Here is a 20,503-nt window from a genome sequence, read left to right as displayed (position 1 = left end):
GCGCGGCCATAGTTCTCCGCTTGCCTGAATAGTGGTATAATTGCGATTTAAAAAAACACTCTGAGCTTTATATGTTACTCCATTATCTTTTCATCATAGGCATTTGTGTTGAAGCAATCACCGGTGCATTGGCAGCCGGTCGCAAGAAAATGGATTTTTTTGGCGTCATGCTCATTGCCAGTATTACTGCATTAGGCGGTGGAACAGTAAGAGATGCACTATTCAATACTTATCCTCTGACCTGGGTAACACATCCTGAATATCTGCTGTATACCTCATTATGTGCATTCCTGACCATATTTATTGCCCATTCATTGATCCGCATTATGAAAATATTTTTAATCCTTGACGCACTGGGATTATCGACTTTCGTGATTATTGGCACCCAAAAAGCATTGAATCATGGTTTATCCCCAAGCATCGCCATTATTAGTGGTATGCTCACAGGCATTTGCGGCGGCATGTTGCGGGATATTTTATGTAATGATATCCCTCTGGTGTTAAGAAAGGAACTCTATGCAGTGATTGCTCTTGCTGGGGCATTGCTATTTATTGTTCTCGATTATTTTCATATCCCAGAAAACATCAACATCATCATCACACTAATCAGTATTTTCACCGCACGTCTACTGGCTATTTTCTTTCACATTGAAATACCCATATTTGACTATTCAGAGAGTATTAAAAAGCGTAGACGGAAATCATAGGGATAGGGAACTGTAGTCTAGAATGTAGTGAAGGCAACGGCCATTAATCCCCTCACATCTGCTCTAACGAACACCTTCCCCCCCATGGGGAGAAGGGAAATTTCTGCGTTTCACTATGGCTACTTATCAAACTTCTTTTACTTCGAGAATGCTCACTTCCTCAACTGGCACATCTGCATGGCCCATTCGTTGTCCTGTTTTTACTTTGGCAATAGCATCCACAATATCCATACCCTCAACGACTTCACCAAAGACACAATATCCATATCCTTGCATATGATCACCGCTGTAGTTTAAGAATGCATTATCAGCAACATTAATGAAAAATTGCGCTGTTGCAGAATGAGGATCCATGGTGCGCGCCATTGCAATCGAGCCACGTTTATTTGGCTTCGCATTTTTTGCTTCATTCTTAACAGGCTCATTCGTAGCTTTTTGCTTCATATCGGAGTCCAGTCCACCACCTTGAATCATAAAACCTGCAATAACACGATGGAAAATTGTATTATTATAAAAACCACTGCGCACATAATTAAGAAAATTTTCTGCTGTAGCTGGAGTATTTTCTGTATCTAATTGTATATGGATATCACCTTTAGATGTGCTAATTACAACCATTTTATCTCCTGTTATTTTTTAGATTAATTGATGAACCCCATATAAAAAGCCTTGCCTTTTACTGGATCATGTCTTCGTTAATGACGTAAACAGGCATAAGATGCCTTTTAGTTCGAACTTTCGTTAATTATCAACTCGCGCATTTTATCACAAACATCGTGCATTACATGAACATTATGAATACTTGCCAAAGCAGTAAATAAATTTGTTTTTTGTTTTGCTAACTGATGTAAGTAAGAACGTGAATAATTTTGGCACGTATAACAAGAACACTGTGCCATAATTGGCGACATATCTTCAGCAAAACATGATTTCTTGATTTGAATTCGCTCATTCTCATATTCACTGGAAAAACGTAACCAATTGCCTTCTCGGATTAACTCACCACAATATAAAGAACCATGACGTGCGTTTCGTGTTGGAGCGACACAATCAAACATGTCGATTCCTTCGGCAACTACATCCAAAAGATCCTGTGGCGACATGCCAACACCCATGGTATAGCGTGGCTTGTTTTCCGGTAAATACTCGCGCACCCAACGAATGACTTCAACGGTGGTTTTCATATCAAAACCGATTGTCTCTCCACCAATTGCAATACCCTCGGTATTCATTGAAGCGATAAAATCCGCACTTTCACGGCGTAAATCTTTAAAAGTTCCACCTTGAATAATTCCAAATAGTGCTTGTTGATAACCATATCGTGAGTTGGGATGTTGTTGGTGATATTGTATGGATTGCTTTAACCAACGATGGGTGCGGTTCATAATGTGCTGCACTTCATCTTTAGTACAACTATCTGGCGTACACTGATCAAAAGCCATGATAATATCCGCACCAATGATCTTTTGCGTTTCCAGTGACATTTCAGGCGTCATATGGATCAATCGCTGGCTACCAGGTAATGTAAAGTGGGCTCCTTGCTCATCAATAGTACAAATTTCTTTGTTCTTTGAAAGACTAAAAACCTGAAACCCCCCGCTATCGGTTAACATTGGACCGTGCCATCCCATAAAAGGATGCATCCCTCCTGCTTTTTCAATAACTTCCATCCCTGGGGCACACAACATATGGTAGGTATTCCCACCTAAGATAATTTGGCTGTGTGCGTCTCGCAACTCTGCAGGAGTCATATTATTTACACCAGCGCGAGTACCAACTGGCATAAAAACCGGGGTAATAAATTCACCATGGGCGGTAGTAACACGTGTCACTCGTGCCTGGGTTGTGGCGTGTTTGTGTAACACCGTGCAAGAAAAAGTATTCATTTACTAAAAATAGTTCAAAAATGGCGATAATAGCTAAGTCAAACGTGGATTACCAGCATTAGTCATGTTAATCATGAGTCAATCTATGATATTATGCGCAAAACCAATGGAAGTATGGTCCTATTCATCTCAATTCTAAAAAGGATAATATATGTCCAGTTCAAATTCTAATTTATTCATGATTGACTTAGAAGGCATTGAACTTTCAGATATTGAACGGGAAATCGTAAAACATCCTAATGTAGGAGCCGTAATCCTTTTCACGCGTAACTTTATAAATCCTCAGCAATTAGAACGTTTAATTCGTGAAATCCGTGACATCAATCCCAATATTTTTGTCGCAACCGATCATGAAGGGGGTTTTGTGCAACGTTTTTCACGCCATGGATTCCGCTCCTTGCCTGCATCCCGCGTTTATGGTGATGTATATGATCTAAATCCCGAGGTCGGAATCAAACTTGCAAGACAATATGGCGAACTTATGGCCAAAGACTTGATAAATTGTGGTATTGATTTAAGCCTCGCACCAGTGCTTGATTTACATGACCAAAGCCATGTTATTGCTCGCTTGGATCGCGCCTTCCATCATGATCCTGATGTAATTATTGCTTTAGCAGGCGCTTTTATCGAAGGCATGATTGCAGCCGGCATGCCTGCCGTCGCCAAACATTTTCCAGGCCATGGCTCGGTCAATGCGGATTCACATGTTTGCATGCCGGTTTCACATGCCACAATGGAGGAGCTGAAAGCAAACGATTTAAAACCTTTTATTGAACTTTTTAATAAGAGGCTACTCCACGCGGTCATGCCTGCGCATGTAACTTACAAGACAATTGATGCCAACAAACCCGCTGGTTTTTCAACCATTTGGTTGCAAGAGATATTACGCAATGAACTCCAGTTTGAAGGCTTAATTTTAAGTGATTGCTTGAGTATGACTGGTGCCGATATAGGGAATTTAATGACTCGAGCAGAAGAAGCACTTAAAGCCGGTTGTGATATGCTGATCGTCTGCCACCAACCACGCCCCGTATTACTTGAATTATTACAAAAAATCACGTACTCCCAATCATCAGAATCAGTCGCTCGGATTAGTCATTTTAAAAATCAAATGCTTCGCTTTGCCTATCCGGAAAGAAATCAACTCAAACCCTATTTATCAGAACGAGCACAGGAAAAGGCTTCCGAAGTTGTTAGCCAAAATCAGCAATTCAACACTTCAGAAACGATTTAATTATAGGCGTAAGGTAAACCGAGATTTTTTGCCATCATCCCGAGTGAAGCGAAGGCTCTTACTACTGCGCAGCCCCATAGTCAACCCTCGCAACACTGGGAATGACTCCGCTGCGCAACCAGGCTTGTATCTTTAATCTGTAAGCAAAAAAGCTTAATCTCAAGGGCACTTGAGATGGGAGAAGTGATCTTGTAACCGGGCAAGGCATAAAAGCCTGATGTGTAGATTAGGACCTTCTCCCCACTTATCAATCGACCGAACAGTATCTTAGGCCGCTCTCGTCAAAGTAAGCCTGTATTCGCAAGCTTGGTCAATGATAAATAACCTCAAGTATTTTTTACAGCCATTGGAGATTAGCATGAGTGCATATGATTTTATAGGTGTTGATATCGCTAAGGATAAGTTTGATAGTGCTCTAGCAATCAATAACCGTTACAAACATGCTGTTTTTCCTAATAACAAACAAGGATATCAAGCATTTCATAAATGGCTTGAGCAACACACAATATCTCCTTGGGTCTGTATGGAAGCAACTGGTCATTACAGCGAGGGGCTTGCTGACTTCTTAACGGAAAAAGGAATTCGAGTGAGTGTCATTAATCCCTTTCAAATTAAGAGCTTTGCCAAAGCCTCCCTAGCACGCAATAAAAATGATACGATTGATGCAAAAATCATTGCCCAATTTGGTCAACGTATGGAACCCCGCCTTTATCAGCCAAGCTCTATAGAGCAAAAAGAAATAAGAGAGTTAACTAAAGTATTGGATATGCTAAAAGCCCAGGTCATTCAATTAACGAATCAACTACATAGCCTTAAGGGACATGCAGCACAGAAAAGCGTCAAGAAAATGATTGAGAAGCTGGAACAAGAAATTAAAGCCATTCAACAACAAATTGATGAACGCATTGATAATAATAAGCAGCTTAGAGAGCAATTTGAATTATTACTGTCTATTAAGGGTATTGGAAAACTTACTGCCTATCAGATATTGGCACGTATGCCTGAAGTACAATGCTTCCAAACAGCAAAACAATTCGCTGCCTATATGGGGATTACTCCCAAACAACATCAATCAGGTTCTTTTATCGGCAAAACTACGATTTCGAGACTCGGTGACAGCCGATTAAGAAAGGCTCTTTACATGGCTGCTTTAGTTGCCAAACGTTACAATAAATCGCTGCTTCCTTTTGCTAATAAACTTCAAGCGAAAGGCAAAACACCGAAAACAATCATTTGTGCTGTGATGCGCAAGTTAGCTCACATTATTTTCGGTGTCTTAAAAAATAAGCAAGCTTTTAATGAACATTTAACTTGCTTTTAAAGACAGTATCTACAAAGTGCAACCAACTAAAAATTTTCTTGTCGAAATCTGCGTGAACTGGTCTGCCAAAATAAGAAACATCCCATTAGGGCCATGTATAAAAAGTACATCGCACACCATCCAGGCATCGAGACTCCAAGTAGACGCCAAGTGACTTCGGCACAATCCCCTGTTCCTAAAAATAAAGCTTTTAGTACCGTTTGCCATGGTAAATAGCGCATTAAAATATCCAAGCTTGGCATACAAGCGGGGGCTTGGCCTGCAGGTAAGGACTGTAGCCATAATTGGCGTAAAGAAAAATATAAGCCAGCACATGCAATGATTATTTGTAAAAAACTAATCATTCGGGCCCTTTTTAAGGTTCGAAAACTAAATCCCATAACCGCTAATAATAATAAGACACAAAGCCGTTGCATGATGCATAAAGGACAAGGAACAAGGCCAACAATATATTGAAAATAAAAAGAAGCAAATAATACAAACACAGTCAGAGCTGCATTGAAGGTTTGAATTTTTTTAAAAGTAATTTTTCTCATGATTTTGGCAACATATAAGATATGGCGGCTCGAAGATCATCATCACTACATTTAATACACGTTCCTTTTGCAGGCATAGCATTCAACCCTTTTATTGAAGAAGCCAGTAAATCATTTAATTCTCTCCCGGCTAAACGCGGTTTCCAATCCTGTTCATTCCTGAATTTTGGTGCTCCCGCAAGACCATCTCGATGACAAACAATACAATACTTTTGGTAGGTTTCTTCGCCAGGCTCTTTTTTTGCTGCAACTTCGCTCACTGCTTTATTATCTGCCTGAGCTTGACCTTGTACAGAGACTTCCCCTACAGGTTGAATTCTTAATTGCATTTCTCGTTGTCGCACTTCATCACAGGCATATACCGCAAATGAAAAACTAAACAATAACATTAAAAACTGCAACCTCATGCCCGTACACCCCATGATAATAATTTAGGATAATACCCAGAAGTGAATTTTTTTTCCAGCACGATTAAAACCAAATAAGGGGAAAATCATTTTATTTTCTTGAAACACGCTTCAATCTATAATGGGGGGCTTTAAGTAAATGCATTTCATTCATGGCAAAATAAGTTATAAGGATTAGATATGTCAGATTTTACTGCACTGGAACCTATTTTACTCATTGCTGATCCTAAAATTATCGCCATCCCGGTAATTGATAATCAAGAGCCAATGATCGATTTAATAAATCATCCGGGAATTAGCTATGGCCCTTCTCCAGAAATACCGAATAATACTGATTACACCAAAATGCGAAAAACAATTTATGAAAAATTAAAAAAAGCCCAATCCTTGTTACCTACTGGATTACGTTTTTGTTTGTATGAAAGTTATCGGAGTCTCACCCTACAAAAATCGCTTTTTGATACACGTCATGAGAAAGTCAAAAAGAAACACCCGGAATGGTCTGCCGAACAGATTTTTACGGAAACAACGCGATTGGTTTCCCCAGTAATCAACCAGGACGGCTCACCCAATATCCCGCCTCATTCAACGGGCGCCGCGATAGACGTTTACCTAATCAATGAGCAAGGAGAGGCCATTGAAATGGGAATTCACCCAAAAGATTGGATGGACGATTTGGATGGCTCTCTTTCACTAACTGCGTCCGAAATTATTACTGAGGAAGCAAAGCAAAATCGGAAAATCATGAGCCAGGCATTAGAGGCCGTTGGTTTTGTTAATTATGGTAATGAATATTGGCATTGGTCTTATGGAGACCGTTATTGGGCTTATTATAAACAAAAACCTTATGCGTTTTATGATAGTTACAAATAATTTTCTCTTATAGTCTGTAGGCAAGGCCTTGGCCCAACAAAAACTTTCGTAATCCATTCGGCTTTAAGTCCATGTTGGGACAAGGTTCCAAACCGACATCAAATTCAATAAAACACGGCTACACTATTCGACAACTCTTTGAAAATTAGGTTATATTTTACTAGTTGTTATTCGTTATGGATGTACCACAATAAGGAAATGATATGGCAAACACGAACGAAATTTACACCCCAAATGCGATAAGACGTAATTGGGGTTGGCTTTTAGGATTGGGAATACTACTTGTTGTTCTAGGCTGCATAGGCTTGAGCATGGTCATTGGTCTGACGTTGGTCAGTATGTATTTTTTTGCAGCCTTATTAATTATCTCTGCAATCTCTCATTTTATTGATATTTTCAAACACCGAGACTGGAAAGGAATATTCTGGCAAGCAATAATTGCAGTTTTATACCTGATTGGTGCTGGTGTTGTCATTTATGATCCCTTTTTAGCATCCACTTTAATTACTGCACTCTTAGCAGGCGTTCTAATTGTTATTGGTATCACACGAATCATTTTGGCCTTATCTTTAAAAGAAGCTCAGGGCTGGGGTTGGCTCTTATTTGCCGGAATCCTCGCCATTATCCTCGGCATCCTAATCATCATGCAATGGCCTGTTAGTGGTTTATGGGTTATAGGAATGTTCATTGCAATTGATATGATTGTTAATGGTTGGACTTATATTTTTATTGCTCTTTCTGTGCGTGCATCCATATAGTGAACATAGTATGATACTGCATCTTTTTTTAAATGCAGTATCCTATGAGTTCAAGAACATTACGTATTGCAACACGTCAGAGCCCATTAGCCTTATGGCAAGCCAATCATGTTCGTGATTTACTGTTAAACAAAAGGCCAAATCTGCAAATAGAATTAGTACCTATGAGCACATCTGGGGATAAGTTTCTTAAGGATAAACTTCAGGTTATTGGCGGGAAAGGTTTATTTGTAAAAGAGTTAGAAGAAGCTTTGTTAGATAAGAGAGCTGATTTTGCTGTTCATTCCTCAAAAGATATGCCTGCAGAATTCCCTGAAGGCCTTGATCTCGTTGCGATTTGTAAAAGAGATAACCCATTCGATGTCTTTGTCAGCTACCAACATAAGGATCTGCACTCTCTGCCAGCTCAATCTATTGTTGGAACCTCAAGCCTTAGACGACAATCGCAATTATTAGCGTACCGGCCCGATTTAAAGGTTAAATCCTTACGAGGAAATATCAATACCCGACTTGAAAAACTCAAGTCAGGAGAATATCAGGCAATTATCTTAGCTGCTGCAGGTCTTGAGCGTATGGGCTTCACCGAGGTCATAACAGAGCAATTATCTGCTCAGATCATGCTTCCTGCTTGTGGGCAAGGGGCTCTAGCAATCGAATGCAGAAGCGATGATGCAGAAATTCGGGAACTCCTTGTCGAACTCAACGACCCCATATCGTCTATTTGCGTGCATGCTGAGCGTAAGGTCAATGCACTCTTAGGTGGTAATTGCCATGTACCTTTAGCAGTTTTTTGCTCACCCATGGCGAATAATCAGCTTGCCTTAAAAGCAAAAATTTTAACTCTTGATGGTTCACAAATCATAGAGAGCATGCAAACTGGTCCATTAGAGGAGGCAACAAACTTAGCCGAACATTGCGCCCAATCTTTGCTGGCACAAGGTGCAGCAAATCTTCTTGCATCAGTTCCAAAATGAAAAATTCACTATCTGGCTTATGTATTTTAAATACTCGCCCACGTGGCCAAGCGAGTCAGTTAAGCCAAAGCATCCGTGACGCAGGAGGAATAGTAATTGAACTTCCCGCGATAGAAATTAAGGCGACCAACACTCATTGGATCAGTTTACTACCCAATTTGAAAACGATAGACCAAGCTATTTTTATTAGTGCTAATGCGGTTCATTATTGTTTTACTCAATTAAGACAACATCAGATCGAATGGCCATCTTCCATTCAAGTCATTGCAATTGGCCAAGGAAGTGCGGCAGCACTTCACGAATTCAACATCCAGGTGAGTGCAATTCCCGAGGTGCCTGACAGTGAGCATTTATTGGCATTAAAAACGTTACAACAACCAGAAAAGCAAAACGTGCTACTATTTAAGGGAGAAGGAGGCAGGCCACTTATTGAGGAGCAGTTAATACAAAGAGGAACTAACTTGCTTGTTCTCGAGGTGTACAAAAGAGTTATTCCTCAAATGAGCACTCAATTTGTGCAATCGATATGGCGCGAAGATTTAGTGGACATTATACTGTTAACAAGTGAACAGTCCCTGCATAACCTTTTTAAACTATTTGATAAAGAGGCCCATGATTGGCTACGTAATAAAAAATGGCTCATGATTAGTGAGCGGCTGGCTCAAGTTGCCTCTGCATCGGGTATAACAGATATTAGGATATGCCACCCTAGCCGGGTGATGGATACATTGTTTGACTACGTAAACAAGGATTAATTTATGGCAAACGGCAACGAAGAACAAATACAAAAAACAAAAAAAGCACCTAATACGACGCAAGTTGAGAAAGCAAAACCAAAAAGTAATTCCTCTGTTTCTAAAAATAACTATCTATTCACCGCATTCGCTTTTATTGTTGCCTTAGGCGCCTTAGGGATTGCTGCCTATACCTTTTCTCTGAATAAGCAATTGCACGATCAATTAAACACAGCACAACACAGTTTCGCCACCCAGTTACAGCAACTCGAACAAAAACAAGAGCAAACTCTAGAGCAAATCAATACTAAAACAAATAATGCCGAAGAAATACAGACGCAATTACAAACCAAATTTGAGAACTTAAGCAAACAATTACAAACTGCAATGAGCCAAAGGTTTTATCAAAACCAGGATTGGATTCTTCTCAAAGCACGTTACTATCTTGAATTAGCTCAAATCAATGCACATTGGAGTAATGGTGTTGATGCAACAATTGCTTTATTGGAGCAAGCCGATCAGCTCTTAAAACAATTAAACAATCCTAAGATTTTTAATATAAGGCAGGCAATAGCCAAAGATATAGCACAAATGCAAGCCTTACCCTCTGTAGACATTGCCGGTTTACTAAGTCAATTGGATGCGGCTCAAAACAGCATTAATGATTTGAGCATTCCACTACCTGTAAGTGAGAAGCCTGCTACCGAAAATACAACGCCTGCACCCAATAATTCTTCTTGGCGATCCCGTTTACAAAGCAGTATGACCGTGCTGGAAAAACTTGTTGTAATTCGTCGCCATGATCAGGAGATAAAACCACTGATGTCTCCCTTATTTGAGGCCATATTCAAAGAAAAGCTCCGTCTGAATCTCCAAGAGGCACAATGGGCAGTTCTACATCACAATGCCTTTGTCTACCAATTGGTTCTAAAACAGGCGATTAATAATCTGAGAATGAATTTTAATAAAGAGACACCAAATACAGCTGCTTTAATCAAAGAGCTCACTGATTTACAGCAGGTGAATATAACTCCAAAAAGACCTGAACTAGGCTCCGCTCTCCCTATGCTCAATGAATTGATTGATGCAAAGAGGACACCTGTAAATCAATCCTCAACTGAGGAAAATAGCGCAGGAGGAAATTAATAATGCTTCGTCTTCTCTTTGCTTTTTTGATTTTACTGGGTGCTGTAGCATTAGGAATTCAACTGAATAAAGATCCCGGTTACGTTCTCATTGCAATCAACCACTGGACTATCGAAACAACAGTTTGGGTCGCTGTTTTTGGCCTGATTATTTTGTTCATAATCTTGTATCTTATTCTGCGTTTATTCCAGCAAATTTCCCGTACTCCAAGTACATTAACTCGATGGCACTCCAAGCGACTGTCTCAAAAAGCACAAGCAATTACTCGTAAAGGATTCATTGAATACAGCGAAGGCTATTGGCTCAAAGCAAAAAATCATTTAATTCAGGCCTTACCCAACACAGATACACCATTACTTAATTATTTGACTGCTGCTCGAGCAGCCCAAAAAATGGGAGACAACCAATTACGAGATGATTATTTGCGTGAAGCGCAGCAATCAATGCCTGAAGCCAAAATTGCGGTGGAATTGACGCAAGCAGAATTACAACTGGCAAATCATCAATGGGAACAGGCTCTGGCAACCTTAAAACATTTACATGATATAGCACCACGTCATCCATATGTTTTAAAACTTATAATGCAACTTTATCAAGAAGTAAAAGACTGGCCACAACTGATTACCATTCTACCTGACTTAAAAAAATATCAGGTTGTTAATCCCCAGGAGTTTGCGTTATTGCAATATAATACTTATTTACAAAGAATGATTGATCTAGTAAAGCAAAATCAAGCAGATGCCGTACATACTTTTTTTCATTCACTACCTAAAACTTTAAGTGATGAACCCAATATCATCGCCGAATACATTCGTTTCTTATTAAAGAGGGCAGACTACACTACAGCCAATGATTTATTGCGGCGTGCTCTGCGTAAAGACCTTAGCCCCCAATTGATTAGGCTTTATAGTTTATTACCCACAGATGAAAAACAACTCACTTTTGCCGAAGGATTACTGAAAAAACATGCTCATTCAGCAGCACTCTATTTATGTTTAGGGCAAATTTGCATGAAACGTAAATTGTGGGGAAAGGCTAAATATTATCTTGAAAAAGCCAATGAGATTGAACCTACTGCTCTAGCCTACGAAATTCAGGGGCAATTGCATGAAAAACTGGGTGAAGAAGCACTTGCGTGTAAAAGCTATAAACAAGGTTTAGAGTTAATTACAAAAGAAGTCTACACCGAGAACAATTAATTCGAGCAGATAACCTCATCTCGAACAGCGCGAGGATCTCCAGCATGAGAAATAAAATGCATAAAACAGAAGATCCTTCGTTGTAGCTCCTCAGGATAAAGTAAATTTATCTATAAAAATTTTGGATGATGACATGCATCATTACAATTTATTTTAGTCTTCTCTACCTGAATGGTGACATGTTGAATGTTAAAGTCATGGCGTAATTGCTCAACCCATTCGGACCTTAATGCATCAGAAAGTTCTGCATCAGGCATATATAAGTGAACTGACATGGCATTTTCTTGGGTGCTGAGAGCCCAAATATGTAAGTCATGGAATCCTTTTACTCCTGGCTTACCCAATAAAAAATCACTAACAGCAGTCCAGGAAATATTTTCTGGAACTCCATCGATAATAAGTCTGAAACTTCCAGCAAATAAGGACCAAGTTCCTTTTAATATAATTAATGCAATGCATAAACCAACTATTGGGTCTATCCAAAACCAACCAGTCCAATACAATAATGCAGCAGATAGAACGACGCCAACAGAAACCAAAGCATCATAAAATAGATGTAAATAGGCAGCTCGAATATTCAAGTCTTCAGAACCACGAGCAAACAACAGTGCCGTAGCAAAATTAATTATTATTCCCACACCGGCAACGATCATTACAGAAAATGCATGAACCTCTGAGGGCGAAAATAATTTGTATACTGCATCTGTAGCAATAATTCCGCATGTAAAGACTAATAAAATTCCATTTGCTAACGCAGAGAGAATGGATATTTTTTTTAAACCATAGGTAGCCTTCATCGTAGGTGCACGCTTCATCAGTACCGTAGCAATCCATGCTAAAACTAAACCCAAAACATCACCTAAATTGTGAAACGCATCAGCCAATAAACTGGTCGAATTAGATAAATAAGCAAAAACTATCTGTAAAATCACAAAAAGACCATTAGCGATTATAGAAATGATAAATGCTCTACCATAAGTGACCGCAGCATTGTGCCCGTGATGGTGATGTGAATCACCATGTGAGTGAGTACTCATAAGGCTCCTTCGTCTTTTGGTTCTTCAGTATAATAGTTTATACCGATTTTAATTCGATCACGTTCTTTTTGTTTGCGCCAAGCATTGGTATCACGTAAAGAATACACACATCCACAATATTCTTGCTTATAAAATTCCTCGCGTTTTGCAATTTCATACATACGCTCCGAACCACCATTTTTACGCCAATTATAAGTCCAGTATTCTAAGTTGGGATATTTACTTGCAGCGCGAATGCCACAATCATTAATTTGATTCATATCTTTCCAACGGGAAATTCCCAAGGAACTGCTGATTACTGGAAAACCATGCTCATGAGCATATAAAGCGGTTCGTTCAAAACGCATATCAAAACACATGGTGCAACGTTTACCACGCTCTGGTTCCCATTCCAAACCTTTGGCTCGAGCAAACCAGTTGTCTTTATCATAATCTGCATCGATGAATGTGATATTGTGTTTTTGAGCAAAATTAATGTTTTCGTTTTTTCTGATTTCATACTCTTGAACAGGATGAATGTTCGGATTATAAAAAAAGATTGTAAAATTTATCTCTGAACTAATAAGCGCCTCCATAACCTCACCAGAACAGGGGGCACAACATGAATGCAGTAATAACTTGTCTGCGGCGTTAGGTAATTCCAATCGCTCTCTTTCTATCATTTGGGTACATCCGGTAAATTTATAAAATGGTGACGATAATATACCAATTCTGCAATCGAATCTTTAATATCATCTAATGCAAGGTGTTTGGATTCTTTAACTACTCCATTCAACAACTCAGGCCGCCAACGGATCGCTAATTCTTTCAGCGTGCTGACATCCAAATTTCGGTAATGAAAAAACGCTGCAAGTTCTGGCATGTATTTGTATAAAAATCTCCTATCCTGGCAAACGCTATTACCACACATTGGTGATTTTCCTTTATCCAAATACTGTTTTAAGAAATCGATAGTTAATTGTTCTGCTTGCGTCTCACTAATTTGGCTTTCCAAAACGCGCTTGACTAAGCCGGATTGCCCATGTTGTCTGGTATTCCAAGAATCCATACCATCGAGTAAAGTTTTAGGCTGGGAAATAGCAAAAACGGGCCCCTCAGCAATTACATTTAAATGAGGATCAGTCACAACTGTAGCAAGCTCGATTATCCTGTCTTTTTCAGGTTCAAGCCCTGTCATTTCCAAATCTATCCAAATTAAATTTTGATTATTTTTCATTTATCATCCAGGAGTTTAATATCAGTTCAACACATGCCACTCGTCTTTGATGTAACGCATGTTTAATTGCTTCACCCTTATAACCTTCAGTGATAAGGGCTTGGCTATTCACTTTAGCACATTCCGTAAGCAAATAACCCCATAATTTACCTTGTCGGTAATCAATATTTCGGCCACAGCCCTCTGCATCGGATTGACAAGCAATTAACATATTATAGAAGAGATTAGGGCGGCGAAATGCATCACTTTGCTCTAAAAGCTTCACAATAGTACTTGCTTTTAACTCAAATAAGCGATGTATATTCAAATGAAATCGCGAGGTCATCCTTGCAAGGGCACGATACTCATTGGGGATACGTAGTCGAGAACATAAACTCTCAATAATAGCCACTCCACGCTCCTCATGGCCATGATGACTTGGCCAATTATGCATCGGTGACAAAGCCTTACCTAAATCATGCACCAAGGCGGCAAAACGGACCACGGGATCTGGAGATAAACTTGCTGCTGCATGTAAGACCAGCAAAGTATGAATACCACTATCTACTTCATGATGATACCGATAAGGGTTGGGAATACCAAATAATGCATCAATTTCAGGCAAAACCACGCGTAATGCATCACAGGAGCGCAAAGTACCGATAAATTGCTCTGGATTTTTTTCCGTCAAGCTTTTCTGCCATTCTTGCCAGACTCGCTCAGCAACCAAATGAGTCAATTCGCCTCTTTGAACCATCGTATACATTAATGAACGGGTTTCATCCGCCAATTTAAAGCCTAAATGATGAAAACGCGCCGCAAAACGAGCAACACGCAACACGCGTACTGGATCCTCTACAAAAGCAGGAGATACATGGCGAAGTAACTTAGCCTCTAAATCCTTTCTTCCCTGATAAGGATCAACAAGGCACCCCAGCTCATCCATCGCCATGGCATTAATTGTTAAATCGCGACGTGCTAAATCATCTTCCAAAGTTACTGTTTTACTAAAATTGCAGGAAAAACCATAATAACCTGGAGCAGATTTTCTTTCAGTTCGTGCTAAAGCATATTCTTCACTGGTCTCTGGATGCAAAAAAACAGGAAAATCACGCCCAACCTGTTTGAATCCTTTTTCTAATAAATCATCGGGACTGGAACCAACAACAACCCAGTCCCGTTCATTTACTGGAAGACCCAATAATTGATCACGAACAGCACCACCAACCAAGTAGACTTTCATTAATTTTAATTTACCTTCATACTGTATGATTATTTAGCTCTGATTTGCCTCACCGAGCTAAGAATATTTAATGATTATATTATAGATCCGAACTATGAGTAAAAGACGTATTAGTAAGCAACAAACTGCACGCATTGAAAAAATCCAACGAAATTATCATGAAAATAAAAAAAATCATGAGGATTTAGCTGATGGCCTAGTGATTACTCGATTTAGCAGACATGTTGAACTCGAAGACCATGAGGGAAAACATGTTCGGTGTTCGATTAGACCCAATCTGGAAACATTAGTTGCTGGAGATCGGGTAATTTGGCAAACAGAAGGAACGAATCAAGGTGTAGTAGTCAGTCTTTACCCTCGCAGCAGCGTTTTGGCAAAACCAACCAGCTCAGGTGTGGTCAAGCCCGTTGCAGCAAACATTACACAACTCATCATTGTGATCGCACCAAAACCCGAAATCTCCTGGCCGTTACTTGATAGCTATTTAGTGATGGCAGAAACACTACACTTGCAGGCCGTAATTCTATTGAATAAAACGGATTTGCCTTGCGAAGCCCTAAAAGAACAGTTACTTCTTGATTATGGGAGGCTTCATTATCCAATCCTGCAAACAAGTAAATGCACTCCTGATGGCTTAGAAGCACTGAAAAATATATTAAATCATCAAATCAGTGTGTTTGTAGGACAATCTGGGGTAGGGAAATCGTCACTTATTTCCAATATTTTGCCTCATGAACAAAATATTTCCATAAATGCCCTTTCGGAACTATCCGAGTTAGGCAGGCATACTACCAGCAACTCACGCTATTATCATTTGCCCAGCGGTGGTGCCTTAATCGATTCTCCGGGAGTCAGGGAGTTTAGTTTATGGCATATCGATGCTACAGAAATCGCTCGTGGCTATCCTGAGTTTTGCCCCTATCTGTCACAATGCAAATTTCGCAATTGTACGCATAAAGATACGCCTCATTGTGCCATTATTAGAGCAAAGAATGAGGGTTTTATTTCAGAAAGGCGATACGAAAATTTTATTAAGCTCTGCACTCAATACGCCAAATAAAGTTTAATTTTAGTTAAGTAAAAAACCAGACCTGATCTTTTGAGCCAAACTCCACCCCTCCTCGTCATTTCTCGGGGTGGCAGGAAACGCACAGAGAAAACCCTATGATTTCATGCGAGTATAATTTAAACAAGCCTCTAGGTATACTGACCTATATAATAATCATGTATAGGCCGTCCACAATCCTTGACGTTTTCTTTTTGTGCTGCGCTTAGAATGGGATGGCTTATTTTCATTAAGTAATTACTGATTTTCTCTCCGAAACTAGGTTCGATATTAAGCTTAGATAATTGAGTTTTATACTCGCTCATCATTGTTTCAACATCTTTTATACCATCAGTCAAATGAAATAATTTTTTATGATCAAGTTTAGTAAGTAGCGGGAAGAACGCTGATGATGAAGATGTTGGACGTTGGCATAGCTCAGATACTTGTCTATTGATGTATTTGGTACAATTATTGAGAAAATTTGATTTAGCTATTTTCGGATCACATGTTGAAATTAATCTTAATATATAGACGCGGTGATCCTCAGTTAATGTTTCTAGAAACTCCGTAAACAAAATATTCACTCGCAATTGCTTCATGAGATCATTTTGATTTTGGGCATAAGTTTGAATTATGTCATCCAATAGTGAATTGATCTGCTTTTGAACCGACTCATTCCTTGTATCAAAAAGCTTCAAGGCATTAAACAATATTTCAGGTTCAAACCAATAAACACCGAGTTCGTTTAACTTACAATTCTGGACAAGCTCCAACCATTTAATTGTTGAATTACTACGAGTAAACCATGTATACCAGGTATTATCTTCACTTGCAGGAATGACTATATCCTTAATAATCTTGGCATAAGCGTCCTCTAAAGCTTTAGGTTTATTTGCCGCAATTAATGGCAACAAAATAGTAAAAATTCCATATGCTTCAGGAAATACTGTATTTTTTTTATCCCATAAACTGTGTGTTTGTCGAGTAAAGAAAATGGAAAGTTCAAACTGGGTAGTAAGTAATGAAACAAGTAACTTACAACAATTTACAAAAGCCTCCGACGGAACAACTGGTCGATCTGCGTCTTTAATGTCTTTGGATAATCCTTGATAAAAAGGACCTAACTCTTTACTTACGGCCTTTAAATCAGGATTAATATCGAATAACCATTTGCTTAACGTTTGGATTTCATAATCCAGATCCATAAAATCATTAGCTGTATAAAGATTAATAAATAGATCGAGCATATATTGCTCATCCTCTTTATACGCAATTTTTGTACCATACAAAAAATTTACATCTGCTAATTCATAACGGTATAAACGAGCAAAAAAACTCCTTACTTCATTTTTAAACAAGGAAAAATCTAAGCTATGAGCCCGTAAATAGTAGTAGCGTTCGATCAATGCGAGCATATGAGGAAGTAAGGCTATAGGCATATTCCCTTGGGCGCTTAAATTAACAAAGACTTTTTTGCGCAAGAGATCCCAAAAGTTTTTGAAATGTTCATCATTTACACTGACTTCGCGAGCAGTTACTTTGCATAATTTTAAACGGGCTAACTCATCTATTGTCACTGCAGTCAATTTTCTGTCTGATCTATACGTTGATAAGGTAAATTGTCGATTTTCTAGGTGCTTACAAAAACTCCATTTTCGGTATAAAGTCTTGCCACCGTGGCCTAGATAAAAATTAAAGAGATTTACGGTTTCGTTCAGCGATGAAAAGTCATTCAAATCTTTTTCATTGCTTAAGGTTGGGATTAATATTTTTAAATAATTAATTTTGGCTAGAGGAGCAAGTTCTTTCGCTAAAGCTATCCACGCGAGGTTAGAAGCAGATGGATTACGGGTATAATCATCATCTTTATCGACTATCGCTTCCCATCGACTTTTATAGCACGTAAGAAGAAAATGAAGGTCATCACTGGTTAATTTAGAGCCAGCTGGCTTTTTAGAAAATCGCTCTGAAAGACATTCAGATAGCACTTTATCACACGGAATCGGTGTGCCTTCCTTTTCAAGCGTTTTGATAAAATCCAAAATTTGTTGGACTAACATAAGCTACAACCTATCCTAAATAAAATTAACTTAAACTAAAGTTTAATAAAAATCAATTACATGAACCCCGATGAGAGCACAATTGATGAGCAAAAAAGATAAAATACAAGCAAAAAGTTATAATTTTAATTTGATTAACAGGAGAAACAACAAACTTAAAATCCATATCCTTAGTCCAAGCATGCTCTGTTATTGAAGTTTATTATTCAAAATGAAAAAAAAAGCGGCTTAGTTAGCCGCTTTTAAGAATAAAACCCTGGCGATGACCTACTTTCACATGAGGAAGCCTCACACTATCATTGGCGCGGGTTCGTTTCACTTCTGAGTTCGAGATGGAATCAGGTGGTTCCAAACCGCTATGGTCGCCAGGAAAACTGGTTTAACATGATTAATGGGCGCATTATACCCGAATCATGCGTTAGGTAAATAAAGAGTACACATTTTTTTTAGGTTGGGTCTTAACCCAACCCACTTTTCTTGTAGTCACATTCAGTTAATCTGAAGTAATTCAGATTATATGGTCAAGACAATCAGCCAATTAGTACAAGTTAGCTGCACACATTACTGCGCTTCCACACCTTGCCTATCAACGTCGTAGTCTTCAACGGGCTTCATGGGAAAACTCATCTTGAGGGAGGCTTCCCGCTTAGATGCTTTCAGCGGTTATCCCGTCCGAACTTAGCTACCCGGCGATGCGACTGGCGTCACAACCGGTACACCAGAGGTTCGTCCACTCCGGTCCTCTCGTACTAGGAGCAGCTCCTCTCAATTTTCCTACGCCCACGGCAGAATAGGGACCGAACTGTCTCACGACGTTCTAAACCCAGCTCGCGTACCACTTTAAATGGCGAACAGCCATACCCTTGGGACCTGCTTCAGCCCCAGGATGTGATGAGCCGACATCGAGGTGCCAAACACCGCCGTCGATATGAACTCTTGGGCGGTATCAGCCTGTTATCCCCGGAGTACCTTTTATCCGTTGAGCGATGGCCCTTCCATTCAGAACCACCGGATCACTAAGACCAACTTTCGTTCCTGCTCGAGCCGTCGCTCTCGCAGTCAAGCACCCTTATGCCTTTACACTCTTGGTACGATGTCCGACCGTACCGAGGGTACCTTTGTGCTCCTCCGTTACTCTTTGGGAGGAGACCGCCCCAGTCAAACTACCCATCATACACTGTCCTCATCCCGGATTACGGGACCAAGTTAGAACCTCAATAACAACAGGGTGGTATTTCAAGGTCGGCTCCATGAGAACTAGCGTCCTCACTTCAAAGCCTCCCACCTATCCTACACAGTTATCATCAAAGTCCAGTGCAAAACTATAGTAAAGGTTCACGGGGTCTTTCCGTCTAGCCGCGGGTACACTGCATCTTCACAGCGATTTCAATTTCACTGAGTCTCGGGTGGAGACAGTGTGGCCATCGTTACGCCATTCGTGCAGGTCGGAACTTACCCGACAAGGAATTTCGCTACCTTAGGACCGTTATAGTTACGGCCGCCGTTTACCGGGGCTTCGATCAAGAGCTTCTCCGAAGATAACCCCATCAATTAACCTTCCGGCACCGGGCAGGCGTCACACCCTATACGTCTTCTTACGAATTTGCAGAGTGCTGTGTTTTTAATAAACAGTCGCAGCCACCTGGTCTCTGCGGCCCTCTCCAGCTCTGAAAGTAAATCCCATCACCAGAAAGGGCGTACCTTCTCCCGAAGTTACGGTACCATTTTGCCTAGTTCCTTCACCCGAGTTCTCTCAAGCGCCTTAGTATTCTCTACCTGTCCACCTGTGTCGGTTTGCGGTACGGTTCTCTATAAGTTATGGCTAGCAGCTTTTCCTGGGAGCCGGGCATCAATAACTTCGCTGTACACCGAAGTGTCAGCACCACGTCGCACCTCAGAGTTAATAATGGTCCGGATTTGCCTAAACCATCCCCCTACATGCACGTACCAGGACAACCAACGCCTGGCTTATCTAGCCTTCTCCGTCCCCACTTCACCACTTATAAAAAGTCCAGGAATATTAACCTGGTTCCCATCGACTACGCTCTTCAGCCTCGCCTTAGGGGCCGACTCACCCTGCTCCGATTAACGTCGTGCAGGAAACCTGGGACTTCCGGCGTGAGGGCTTTTCACCCTCATTATCGT

Annotated in this window: 19 protein-coding genes and 2 rRNA genes (1 of these 21 running past the window's edge); 10 read left to right on the top strand and 11 right to left on the bottom strand. The window is 40.0% G+C overall.

What is annotated here, in order from left to right; genetic code table 11:
- Positions 1-71 precede the first annotated feature (71 nt).
- The gene (locus ACF8MK_RS07040; protein WP_265703083.1) at positions 72-707 is read left to right on the top strand and encodes a trimeric intracellular cation channel family protein; all 636 of its coding nucleotides are present in this window, start codon (positions 72-74) and stop codon (positions 705-707) included.
- Positions 708-833: 126 nt separating this feature from the next.
- Here the strand turns inward: ACF8MK_RS07040 and ACF8MK_RS07035 are convergent, their stop codons facing one another.
- Positions 834-1,325 (bottom strand): peptidylprolyl isomerase, encoded by a 492-nt coding sequence (locus ACF8MK_RS07035; RefSeq protein WP_265703082.1) that lies wholly within the window; start codon positions 1,323-1,325, stop codon positions 834-836.
- A 107-nt stretch (positions 1,326-1,432) separates the two neighbouring features.
- Positions 1,433-2,593 carry a tRNA guanosine(34) transglycosylase Tgt gene (tgt, locus tag ACF8MK_RS07030; protein WP_392538724.1) on the bottom strand — a complete coding sequence of 387 codons (1,161 nt, stop codon included), beginning with the start codon at positions 2,591-2,593 and terminating at the stop codon, positions 1,433-1,435.
- A gap of 151 nt (positions 2,594-2,744) precedes the next feature.
- Here tgt and nagZ point away from each other — a divergent pair, with 151 nt between their 5' ends.
- Together nagZ and ACF8MK_RS07020 are read left to right on the top strand one after the other, a co-directional pair.
- A complete protein-coding gene (gene nagZ, locus ACF8MK_RS07025; protein ID WP_392538723.1) occupies positions 2,745-3,827 on the top strand; it encodes a beta-N-acetylhexosaminidase in 1,083 nt (360 codons plus the stop codon).
- A gap of 358 nt (positions 3,828-4,185) precedes the next feature.
- Entirely contained in the window at positions 4,186-5,148 is a 963-nt protein-coding gene (locus tag ACF8MK_RS07020; RefSeq protein ID WP_392536427.1) for an IS110 family transposase, read from the top strand.
- Between the two features lie 26 nt (positions 5,149-5,174).
- Here the strand turns inward: ACF8MK_RS07020 and ACF8MK_RS07015 are convergent, their stop codons facing one another.
- Both ACF8MK_RS07015 and ACF8MK_RS07010 read right to left on the bottom strand, forming a co-directional pair.
- A complete protein-coding gene (locus ACF8MK_RS07015) occupies positions 5,175-5,684 on the bottom strand; it encodes a disulfide bond formation protein B (RefSeq protein WP_392538722.1) in 510 nt (169 codons plus the stop codon).
- Positions 5,681-6,091 (bottom strand): c-type cytochrome, encoded by a 411-nt coding sequence (locus ACF8MK_RS07010; RefSeq protein WP_392538721.1) that lies wholly within the window; start codon positions 6,089-6,091, stop codon positions 5,681-5,683. Before ACF8MK_RS07010 ends, ACF8MK_RS07015 begins: the two co-directional genes overlap by 4 nt.
- A gap of 180 nt (positions 6,092-6,271) precedes the next feature.
- Here ACF8MK_RS07010 and ACF8MK_RS07005 point away from each other — a divergent pair, with 180 nt between their 5' ends.
- From ACF8MK_RS07005 to ACF8MK_RS06980, 6 genes are all read left to right on the top strand, one after another.
- Positions 6,272-6,964 carry a M15 family metallopeptidase gene (locus tag ACF8MK_RS07005; protein WP_392538720.1) on the top strand — a complete coding sequence of 231 codons (693 nt, stop codon included), beginning with the start codon at positions 6,272-6,274 and terminating at the stop codon, positions 6,962-6,964.
- 203 nt (positions 6,965-7,167) lie between these two features.
- Complete coding sequence (locus tag ACF8MK_RS07000; RefSeq protein WP_392538719.1) at positions 7,168-7,722, top strand: HdeD family acid-resistance protein; 555 nt, start codon at positions 7,168-7,170, stop codon at positions 7,720-7,722.
- 44 nt (positions 7,723-7,766) lie between these two features.
- Complete coding sequence (gene hemC, locus ACF8MK_RS06995) at positions 7,767-8,696, top strand: hydroxymethylbilane synthase (RefSeq protein ID WP_392538718.1); 930 nt, start codon at positions 7,767-7,769, stop codon at positions 8,694-8,696.
- Positions 8,693-9,451 carry a uroporphyrinogen-III synthase gene (locus ACF8MK_RS06990; protein WP_392538717.1) on the top strand — a complete coding sequence of 253 codons (759 nt, stop codon included), beginning with the start codon at positions 8,693-8,695 and terminating at the stop codon, positions 9,449-9,451. Before hemC ends, ACF8MK_RS06990 begins: the two co-directional genes overlap by 4 nt.
- Positions 9,452-9,454: 3 nt before the next feature.
- Positions 9,455-10,576, top strand: a complete 1,122-nt coding sequence (locus ACF8MK_RS06985; protein WP_392538716.1) for a uroporphyrinogen-III C-methyltransferase — start codon at positions 9,455-9,457, stop codon at positions 10,574-10,576.
- A 2-nt stretch (positions 10,577-10,578) separates the two neighbouring features.
- Positions 10,579-11,775, top strand: coding sequence for a heme biosynthesis HemY N-terminal domain-containing protein (locus ACF8MK_RS06980; RefSeq protein WP_392538715.1), 1,197 nt, complete (start codon positions 10,579-10,581; stop codon positions 11,773-11,775).
- A 110-nt stretch (positions 11,776-11,885) separates the two neighbouring features.
- On the opposite strand, the gene ACF8MK_RS06975 is transcribed toward ACF8MK_RS06980, so the two are convergent.
- From ACF8MK_RS06975 to ACF8MK_RS06960, 4 genes are read right to left on the bottom strand one after another with little or no spacing between them, the layout of a single operon-like run.
- A complete protein-coding gene (locus ACF8MK_RS06975; RefSeq protein ID WP_265703071.1) occupies positions 11,886-12,812 on the bottom strand; it encodes a cation diffusion facilitator family transporter in 927 nt (308 codons plus the stop codon).
- On the bottom strand, positions 12,809-13,474 hold the full coding sequence (locus ACF8MK_RS06970; RefSeq protein WP_028380689.1) for an epoxyqueuosine reductase QueH: 666 nt from the start codon (positions 13,472-13,474) through the stop codon (positions 12,809-12,811). The genes ACF8MK_RS06975 and ACF8MK_RS06970 overlap by 4 nt, the downstream gene beginning before the upstream one ends.
- A complete protein-coding gene (orn, locus tag ACF8MK_RS06965) occupies positions 13,471-14,028 on the bottom strand; it encodes an oligoribonuclease (protein WP_392538714.1) in 558 nt (185 codons plus the stop codon). Before orn ends, ACF8MK_RS06970 begins: the two co-directional genes overlap by 4 nt.
- On the bottom strand, positions 14,018-15,250 hold the full coding sequence (locus tag ACF8MK_RS06960) for a multifunctional CCA addition/repair protein (protein WP_392538713.1): 1,233 nt from the start codon (positions 15,248-15,250) through the stop codon (positions 14,018-14,020). Before ACF8MK_RS06960 ends, orn begins: the two co-directional genes overlap by 11 nt.
- Positions 15,251-15,344: 94 nt before the next feature.
- On the opposite strand from ACF8MK_RS06960, the gene rsgA reads away from it, so the two are divergent.
- Positions 15,345-16,310, top strand: a complete 966-nt coding sequence (gene rsgA / locus ACF8MK_RS06955) for a small ribosomal subunit biogenesis GTPase RsgA (RefSeq protein ID WP_392538712.1) — start codon at positions 15,345-15,347, stop codon at positions 16,308-16,310.
- 137 nt (positions 16,311-16,447) lie between these two features.
- On the opposite strand, the gene ACF8MK_RS06950 is transcribed toward rsgA, so the two are convergent.
- From ACF8MK_RS06950 to ACF8MK_RS06940, 3 genes are all read right to left on the bottom strand, one after another.
- Positions 16,448-18,358: a hypothetical protein gene (locus tag ACF8MK_RS06950; RefSeq protein WP_392538711.1), complete on the bottom strand. Its 1,911-nt coding sequence runs from the start codon at positions 18,356-18,358 to the stop codon at positions 16,448-16,450.
- A 254-nt stretch (positions 18,359-18,612) separates the two neighbouring features.
- A 5S ribosomal RNA gene (rrf, locus tag ACF8MK_RS06945) occupies positions 18,613-18,728 on the bottom strand.
- 147 nt (positions 18,729-18,875) lie between these two features.
- A 23S ribosomal RNA gene (locus ACF8MK_RS06940) occupies positions 18,876-20,503 on the bottom strand; it runs 1,267 nt beyond the window's last position.

The sequence above is a fragment of the Legionella sp. 227 genome (assembly GCF_043161935.1).
GTDB classification, from domain to species: Bacteria; Pseudomonadota; Gammaproteobacteria; order Legionellales; family Legionellaceae; genus Legionella; species Legionella sheltonii.
Note: the sequence above shows the minus strand (reverse complement) of the source record. Positions and strands in the feature narration are given on the sequence as shown.

Excerpts from the sequence above, each read along its gene's own strand:
- rsgA (WP_392538712.1), top strand. The coding sequence starts at position 15,345 with ATGAGTAAAAGACGTATTAGTAAGCAACAAACTGCACGCATTGAAAAA.
- ACF8MK_RS06990 (WP_392538717.1), top strand. The coding sequence starts at position 8,693 with ATGAAAAATTCACTATCTGGCTTATGTATTTTAAATACTCGCCCACGT.
- ACF8MK_RS07000 (WP_392538719.1), top strand. The coding sequence starts at position 7,168 with ATGGCAAACACGAACGAAATTTACACCCCAAATGCGATAAGACGTAAT.
- ACF8MK_RS07010 (WP_392538721.1), bottom strand. The coding sequence starts at position 6,091 with ATGAGGTTGCAGTTTTTAATGTTATTGTTTAGTTTTTCATTTGCGGTA.
- ACF8MK_RS06950 (WP_392538711.1), bottom strand. The coding sequence starts at position 18,358 with ATGTTAGTCCAACAAATTTTGGATTTTATCAAAACGCTTGAAAAGGAA.
- ACF8MK_RS06970 (WP_028380689.1), bottom strand. The coding sequence starts at position 13,474 with ATGATAGAAAGAGAGCGATTGGAATTACCTAACGCCGCAGACAAGTTA.
- nagZ (WP_392538723.1), top strand. The coding sequence starts at position 2,745 with ATGTCCAGTTCAAATTCTAATTTATTCATGATTGACTTAGAAGGCATT.
- tgt (WP_392538724.1), bottom strand. The coding sequence starts at position 2,593 with ATGAATACTTTTTCTTGCACGGTGTTACACAAACACGCCACAACCCAG.
- orn (WP_392538714.1), bottom strand. The coding sequence starts at position 14,028 with ATGAAAAATAATCAAAATTTAATTTGGATAGATTTGGAAATGACAGGG.
- ACF8MK_RS06985 (WP_392538716.1), top strand. The coding sequence starts at position 9,455 with ATGGCAAACGGCAACGAAGAACAAATACAAAAAACAAAAAAAGCACCT.
- ACF8MK_RS06960 (WP_392538713.1), bottom strand. The coding sequence starts at position 15,250 with ATGAAAGTCTACTTGGTTGGTGGTGCTGTTCGTGATCAATTATTGGGT.
- ACF8MK_RS07005 (WP_392538720.1), top strand. The coding sequence starts at position 6,272 with ATGTCAGATTTTACTGCACTGGAACCTATTTTACTCATTGCTGATCCT.
- hemC (WP_392538718.1), top strand. The coding sequence starts at position 7,767 with ATGAGTTCAAGAACATTACGTATTGCAACACGTCAGAGCCCATTAGCC.
- ACF8MK_RS06980 (WP_392538715.1), top strand. The coding sequence starts at position 10,579 with ATGCTTCGTCTTCTCTTTGCTTTTTTGATTTTACTGGGTGCTGTAGCA.
- ACF8MK_RS07015 (WP_392538722.1), bottom strand. The coding sequence starts at position 5,684 with ATGAGAAAAATTACTTTTAAAAAAATTCAAACCTTCAATGCAGCTCTG.
- ACF8MK_RS07035 (WP_265703082.1), bottom strand. The coding sequence starts at position 1,325 with ATGGTTGTAATTAGCACATCTAAAGGTGATATCCATATACAATTAGAT.
- ACF8MK_RS07020 (WP_392536427.1), top strand. The coding sequence starts at position 4,186 with ATGAGTGCATATGATTTTATAGGTGTTGATATCGCTAAGGATAAGTTT.
- ACF8MK_RS07040 (WP_265703083.1), top strand. The coding sequence starts at position 72 with ATGTTACTCCATTATCTTTTCATCATAGGCATTTGTGTTGAAGCAATC.
- ACF8MK_RS06975 (WP_265703071.1), bottom strand. The coding sequence starts at position 12,812 with ATGAGTACTCACTCACATGGTGATTCACATCACCATCACGGGCACAAT.